The organism is Inquilinus sp. (assembly GCF_057815775.1).
Window position 1 is genome coordinate 1 of sequence record NZ_JBYRFX010000951.1, and the last position, 5,702, is coordinate 5,702.

General features: G+C 68.7%; 6 protein-coding genes. 3 read left to right on the forward strand and 3 right to left on the reverse strand.

The window, feature by feature from the left end:
• Nucleotides 1-12: 12 nt before the first annotated feature.
• Together AC3XYG_RS34295 and AC3XYG_RS34300 are read left to right on the forward strand one after the other, a co-directional pair.
• Nucleotides 13-1,251 carry an ABC transporter permease gene (locus AC3XYG_RS34295; protein ID WP_489144379.1) on the forward strand — a complete coding sequence of 413 codons (1,239 nt, stop codon included), beginning with the start codon at nt 13-15 and terminating at the stop codon, nt 1,249-1,251.
• Nucleotides 1,251-2,066, forward strand: a complete 816-nt coding sequence (locus AC3XYG_RS34300) for an ABC transporter permease (RefSeq protein ID WP_489144374.1) — start codon at nt 1,251-1,253, stop codon at nt 2,064-2,066. The genes AC3XYG_RS34295 and AC3XYG_RS34300 overlap by 1 nt, the downstream gene beginning before the upstream one ends.
• A 15-nt stretch (nt 2,067-2,081) precedes the next feature.
• Here AC3XYG_RS34300 and AC3XYG_RS34305 read toward each other — a convergent pair whose 3' ends face one another.
• Nucleotides 2,082-3,500, reverse strand: a complete 1,419-nt coding sequence (locus AC3XYG_RS34305; protein WP_489144375.1) for an APC family permease — start codon at nt 3,498-3,500, stop codon at nt 2,082-2,084.
• Between the two features lie 216 nt (nt 3,501-3,716).
• On the opposite strand from AC3XYG_RS34305, the gene AC3XYG_RS34310 reads away from it, so the two are divergent.
• Entirely contained in the window at nt 3,717-4,460 is a 744-nt protein-coding gene (locus AC3XYG_RS34310) for a hypothetical protein (protein ID WP_489144376.1), read from the forward strand.
• A gap of 78 nt (nt 4,461-4,538) precedes the next feature.
• Here AC3XYG_RS34310 and AC3XYG_RS34315 read toward each other — a convergent pair whose 3' ends face one another.
• The gene (locus tag AC3XYG_RS34315) at nt 4,539-4,988 is read right to left on the reverse strand and encodes a Dps family protein (RefSeq protein WP_489144377.1); all 450 of its coding nucleotides are present in this window, start codon (nt 4,986-4,988) and stop codon (nt 4,539-4,541) included.
• A gap of 167 nt (nt 4,989-5,155) precedes the next feature.
• Nucleotides 5,156-5,702, reverse strand: a 547-nt coding sequence (locus tag AC3XYG_RS34320) for a serine hydrolase domain-containing protein (protein ID WP_489144378.1), incomplete at its 5' end; no start/stop codon positions are given.

The following is a 5,702-nucleotide window of genomic DNA, read 5'->3' on the forward strand; positions in this document are numbered from 1 at the left end:
GAGGATGGCGCCATGGTGAGCGCGACCCTCGCCCAGGATGCCGGCACCATCCGGCGGTCGCTGCACCGGGCCGGGCGGCGCAAACGGATCCAGGCCTGGCTGCTGATCGCGCCGCTGGTCGCCTTTCTGCTGCTGGTGTTCGTGGCGCCGATCGCCGGCATGCTGTGGCGTGCCGTCGACGACCAGGACGTGGCCGCGGTGATGCCGCGCACCCTGGCGGTGCTGGCGAATTGGCATGGCGAAGGCCTGCCCGGCGAGGACGCCTTCGCCGCCCTGGCCGCCGACATGATCCAGGCCCGGGCCGACAAGACCATCGCCACCGCCGCCCGCCGCCTGAACTACGACCACAACGGCTATCGCACCGTCGTCACCAACACCGCACGCAAGCTGCCGACAGCACCCGATGGCAGCTGGCACGACACATTCGTCGCCCTCGACCCCGCCTGGGGCGAGACCGAGACCTGGGCCTCGATCGTCCGCGCCGCCGGGCCGCGCACCGATTTCTACCTGCTCGCCGCGCTCGACATGCGCCGCGACGTCGCCGGCGACATCATCGGCGCCCCGGCCGACGAGTCGATCTACCGCGCCGGGTTCCTGCGCACCTTCCTGATCAGCCTGAGCGTCACCGTGCTGTGCCTGGTGATCGGCTTCCCGGTCGCCTATCTGCTGGCGACGCAGCCGCCGCGGATCGCCAACCTGCTGATGATCCTGGTGCTGCTGCCGTTTTGGACCTCGCTGCTGGTGCGCACCACAGCCTGGGTGGTGCTGCTGCAGACCAATGGCGTGGTGAATGAGATCCTGACCGGGCTGGGGCTGGTGGGCGCGCCGCTGCAGCTGGTCTACAACCGGGTCGGCGTCTTGGTCGCCATGACCCATGTGCTGCTGCCCTACATGATCCTGCCGCTGTACAGCGTGATGCGGTCGATCCCGCCGGCGCATCTGCGCGCCGCCTATTCGCTGGGCGCCCGGCCGGTCGGCGCCTTCCTGCGGGTCTACTTGCCGCAGACCTTGCCGGGCATCGGCGCCGGCGCCCTGCTCGTCTTCATCCTGGCGCTCGGCTACTACATCACACCGGCGCTCGTCGGCGGGCCGGCGGACCAGATGATGAGCTGGTTCATCGCCTTCTACACCACCAGCACGGTGAACTGGGGCATGGCCTCGGCGCTGGGCCTGCTGCTGCTGGCCGCCACCCTCGCCCTCTACGCCGTCTATGCCCGGCTGGTGGGCGCTGACCGGATGCGGCTGGGCTGATGGGCAAGCTCCTGGAAAACATGCGCTTCTGGCGCGCCCTGCTGTGGCTGGCCGGCGGCGCCGGGCTGGTGTTCCTGATCGCGCCGATCCTGGCGATCATCCCGCTGGCCTTCAATGGCGGCTCGTTCCTGACCTATCCGCTGGAGGGGTTCTCGCTGCGCTGGTTCGGCGAGTTCTTCGGCTCCGACCGCTGGATGGGGGCGCTGGCCAACAGCCTGATCATCGGTGGCGCCACCACGGTGCTGGCGACCGTGCTGGGCACGCTGGCGGCGCTGGGGCTGAACCACGCGCCGCTGCGCTTCCGCGGGCTGCTGACCGGCCTCTTGCTGTCGCCGATGATCGTGCCGGTGGTGATCGTGGCCGTCGGCCTGTACTTCGCCTTCGCCGCGGTCGGGCTGACCAACACCTATGCCGGGCTGGTCCTGGCGCACACCGCCCTGGCCAGCCCCTTCGTCGTCATCACCGTCGGCGCGACGCTGCAGAGCCTGGACCTGAACCTGCCGCGCGCTGCGTCCAGCCTAGGCGCGAAGCCGACCACCACCTTCTTCCGGGTGACGCTGCCGCTGATACTGCCCGGCGTCGTGTCCGGCGCGCTGTTCGCCTTCGTCACCTCCTTCGACGAGGTGGTGGTGGCGCTGCTGCTGGCCGGCCCGGGCCAGCGCACCCTGCCGCGCGAGATGTTCAACGGCATCCGCGAGAGCATCACGCCGACCATCACCGCCGCCGCCAGCGTCCTGATCGTGGTGTCGACCTGCATGCTGATCGCAATCGAGGCGCTGCGGCGGCGCAGCGAAAGGCTGCGGGCGCGGCGCTGAACCGCGCCCTTCCCGTCAGTTCACCGGACCAGCCCCACCAAGATCCTGTGGGTCAGGGGCGGAAGGCGCCTGGCCGGTGGCGCGGTTGACCAGCACGGTCACGCCCCACAGCACGATGCCGATGGCCACCAGGATGCCGGCGATCGTGTACTGGGCCGGATCACGCCCGGTCCACGGCCCGGCGAAGAAGGCGCAGCAAACGGCCCCCAGCACCGGCAGGACGGTCGGGGTGCGGAAATGGGTGTGCTCCACCGTGTCGCGGCGCAGCACCAGCACGGCAATGTTGACCACGGTGAACACGCACAGCAGCAACAGCGCCGTGGTGCCGCCCAGCGCCGGCACCTCACCGACGAAGCTGATCAGGCCGAAGGCCAGCAGCGTGGTGAAGCCGATCGCGAGATAGGGCGTGCGCCGCCCGGCATGCACCGTCCCCAGCACCCGCGGCAGCACATGCTCCCGGCTCATGCCATAGACCAGCCGGCTGGCCATCAGCATGTTGATCAGGGCGCTGTTGGCGACCGCGAACATGGTGATGAAACCGAAGATCTCCAGCGGAAAGCCCGGTGCGCCGGCCTGCACCACCTTCAGGAGCGGCGTCTCGCCCTCGCCCAGCTGCTCCGGCGGCACCAGGGTGATCGCCGAGATCGACACCAGGACATAGATCACGCCGGTGATGCACAGCCCGGCCAGCAGCACCTTCGGGAAAATCCGGGTCGGGTCGCGGCATTCCTCGGCCATGTTGACCGAATCCTCGAACCCGACCATGGCGAAGAAGGCCAGCGTGGTGGCAGCCATCACCGACCAGAACACGCCGCGATCGGCCGTCGCGAACTGGGTGATGCGTGAGACATCGCCCTGCCCCAGCCCGATCGCCCACAGCCCGATGAAGATAATGATCAGGAGGCCGGTCAGTTCGACCACGGTCAGCACGACATTGGCCTTCACGCTTTCGCCGACGCCGCGGAAATTGACGATCGCGACCACAGCCGTGAAGGCCAGCGCGATGGCGGTGATGCCGCCGCCGGGCAGCTCCAGGCCGAAGGCAGTGGACAGGTTGGCCGCGAAGGCGCGCGACGCGGTGGAGGCCGAGGTGATGCCGGAGCACATCACCGCGAAGGCGACGATGAAGGTGACGAAGTGGATGCCGAACGCCTTGTGCGTGTACAGCGCGGCGCCGGCGGCACGCGGGTATTTCGTCACCAGTTCGAGATAGCTCAGCGCCGTGACCAGGGCGACGGCAAAGGCGACCAGGAAGGGCAGCCAGACCACGCCGCCCACCTGCTTGGCCACCTGCCCGGTCAGGGCATAGATGCCGGTGCCGAGGATGTCACCGACGATGAACAGCAGCAGCAGCCAGGGCCCCATCACCCGGTGCAGGCTCGGTTCGATCGTTGCCGTGCCTTTGGTGGGTCCGCTATCGACAATGTCGGTCATCAGGATCCCCTTCCAATAACCTGTGAAATATTGTGCGCCGCAGTGCCCGTCACGGTCTGGTGCCGTGTCAAATCCGTGTCCCTTCGATCAAGGGATCATGAAGAAAGTCGCACGTGACTGGAACGCGGGAGCGGAGGCTCGGTTCCGAACGGGGCATGATCCTGTCACGAACCGGCGCTAGACTGGCCGCTCACCGGCTGCATTTCAGGAGTTCTCATGGCTCTCCTGCACCCCCTTGCCCTCGGCTTTGTCCTGCTCGCGCTGCCCTTCGCTCCGGCCCGGGCCGCGACGATCGACGCCGTGATGGATGCGGCGGAGGGCACCCTGGCCGGCGCGGCGGCTTTGAAGGCCGACGCATGCCCGGCCAGATCGCCGGCCACGGACGCCAGCCTGGCCTTCGATCATGACGCCGATGCGAGCCGCGGCGCCTGGCAGCATCTGGTGGCGCTGATCGGCCTGAAGGACCGTGCCGCGGCCGACGCCGTCGATAGCACCTACCAGGGTGCGAAATTCCACGACATCGTCGACACGGATGCCGCGCCGATGGCGGCCCTCGGCCTGCAGGCCGGCGACCTTGCCGATTCCGCCGCCATCTATTGGCAGAGCCTGTGGGAGGTGGCCAACAACGTCCGGCAGGCCGACACCCTCGAGGTCTTCGAGCTGCCGGAATGGACCTCCGACCGCGCCGCCCCGGTGGTCAAGGCCGCGACGGCCCGGCTCGGGCCGCTGGCGGCGAAGCTGCGGGCCGAGCTGTGCTGCGACCCTGCCGTGGCCAAGCTGACGCCGCAGGGCCGCCAGGACCTCGGCTATACCCTGCACCTGCAGACCATGCTGATCCGCGGCCTCTACAGCGCGACTTTCGAGGCGAATGCCGCGGCCACCAAGGCGGTCTCGGATGCGGTGGAGAAGGCCACGGCGGCGAAGGGTTTGGATCTGAGGCAGGCGCCGATCGCACCGTAACGGCAACGAAAAAGGCCCGGAACAGGTCCGGGCCTTTTGTCATGCCTCCGCCGGCCGAGCCGGCGGTGATCGCCTTGGTCAGGCCGCGGTGGCGCGCAGCATCCAGGCGGTCTTGTCGTGATAGGTGATCCGCTGGGTCAGCAGGTCGACGGTCGAATCGTCGCCGGCCTTCTCGCCCACCGCCAGCGCCGCCTTGGCCTGGTCGGACAGCAGCTCATGGCTCTTCACCAGATCCTTGACCATGGCCAGCGCCTCAAGGCCGTCCTTCGGCGACGACACCTTGGTGGTCTTCGAGAACTCCTCGAAGCTGCCCGGCGCATGTTCGCCCAACGCGCGGATCCGCTCCGCCACCTCGTCCACCGCCTCGAACAGCGCCTTGTACTGCTCCTCGAACAGCAGATGCAGCGAGTGGAACTGCGGGCCTTCCACGTTCCAGTGGTAGTTCTGGGTCTTGATCTGGAGGGCGTAGGTATCGGCCAGCACCTGCTTCAGCGCGTCCACGACCGGTGTATTGGAGGCCTTGCTCATCACCCTTCTCCTGCTTCTCGGAAGCGTTCGGGCCCGCCCCTCGGGCCGATGTCACGGGTTATACAATGGCCCTGGCCGGACGGAGTTCCAATCGATCCGCTGGATCAGGACAATCAACCCTCCTTATCGGAAAAAGCAGGGTCGGCGCCAGCTTGGAACGGTGACGGTCAGGCCCAGTCGCGCCAGCGCGCGGCGATGCGGTTGCCGACCGCCAGACGCAGGTCCTGGATACCGGTCTCGACCTCGCGGCTGGGATGCACCCGGTTGGTCAGCAGGGTCCAGGCGATGCCGCGGTCGAGGTCGATCCACAGGCCGGTGCCGGTGAAGCCGAGATGGCCGATGGTGCGCGGCGAGCACAGGCTGCCGCCCTTCCAGCCGGGGTGGCGCCGCTCCCATCCCAGCGCCCGGCCGGGGGCCTGGGGGGCACACAGCTCCACCATCGCCGCCGGGCTCAACAGCCGGCCGCGCAGCAACTCGAGCGCGAAGTCCAGCACGCCGCGCGCGGTGCCGAACAGCCCGGCATGGCCGGCGGCGCCGCCCAGCGACCAGGCGTTCTCGTCATGCACCTCGCCGCGCAGGAGCCGGCCGCGCACTGCGCACACCTCGGTCGCGGCGCAGGCTTCGGGCACCGGATGGAAGGTCAGGCCGGAGGGCACGGCGAGGTCGCCGAAGGCGAGGCCGCGCCGCGCTTCGATTACGAAGCCGAGCAGGAGG

Coding starts and splice junctions, on each gene's coding strand:
- AC3XYG_RS34315 (WP_489144377.1), bottom strand. CDS start 4,988: ATGAGCAAGGCCTCCAATACACCGGTCGTGGACGCGCTGAAGCAGGTG.
- AC3XYG_RS34310 (WP_489144376.1), top strand. CDS start 3,717: ATGGCTCTCCTGCACCCCCTTGCCCTCGGCTTTGTCCTGCTCGCGCTG.
- AC3XYG_RS34305 (WP_489144375.1), bottom strand. CDS start 3,500: ATGACCGACATTGTCGATAGCGGACCCACCAAAGGCACGGCAACGATC.
- AC3XYG_RS34300 (WP_489144374.1), top strand. CDS start 1,251: ATGGGCAAGCTCCTGGAAAACATGCGCTTCTGGCGCGCCCTGCTGTGG.
- AC3XYG_RS34295 (WP_489144379.1), top strand. CDS start 13: ATGGTGAGCGCGACCCTCGCCCAGGATGCCGGCACCATCCGGCGGTCG.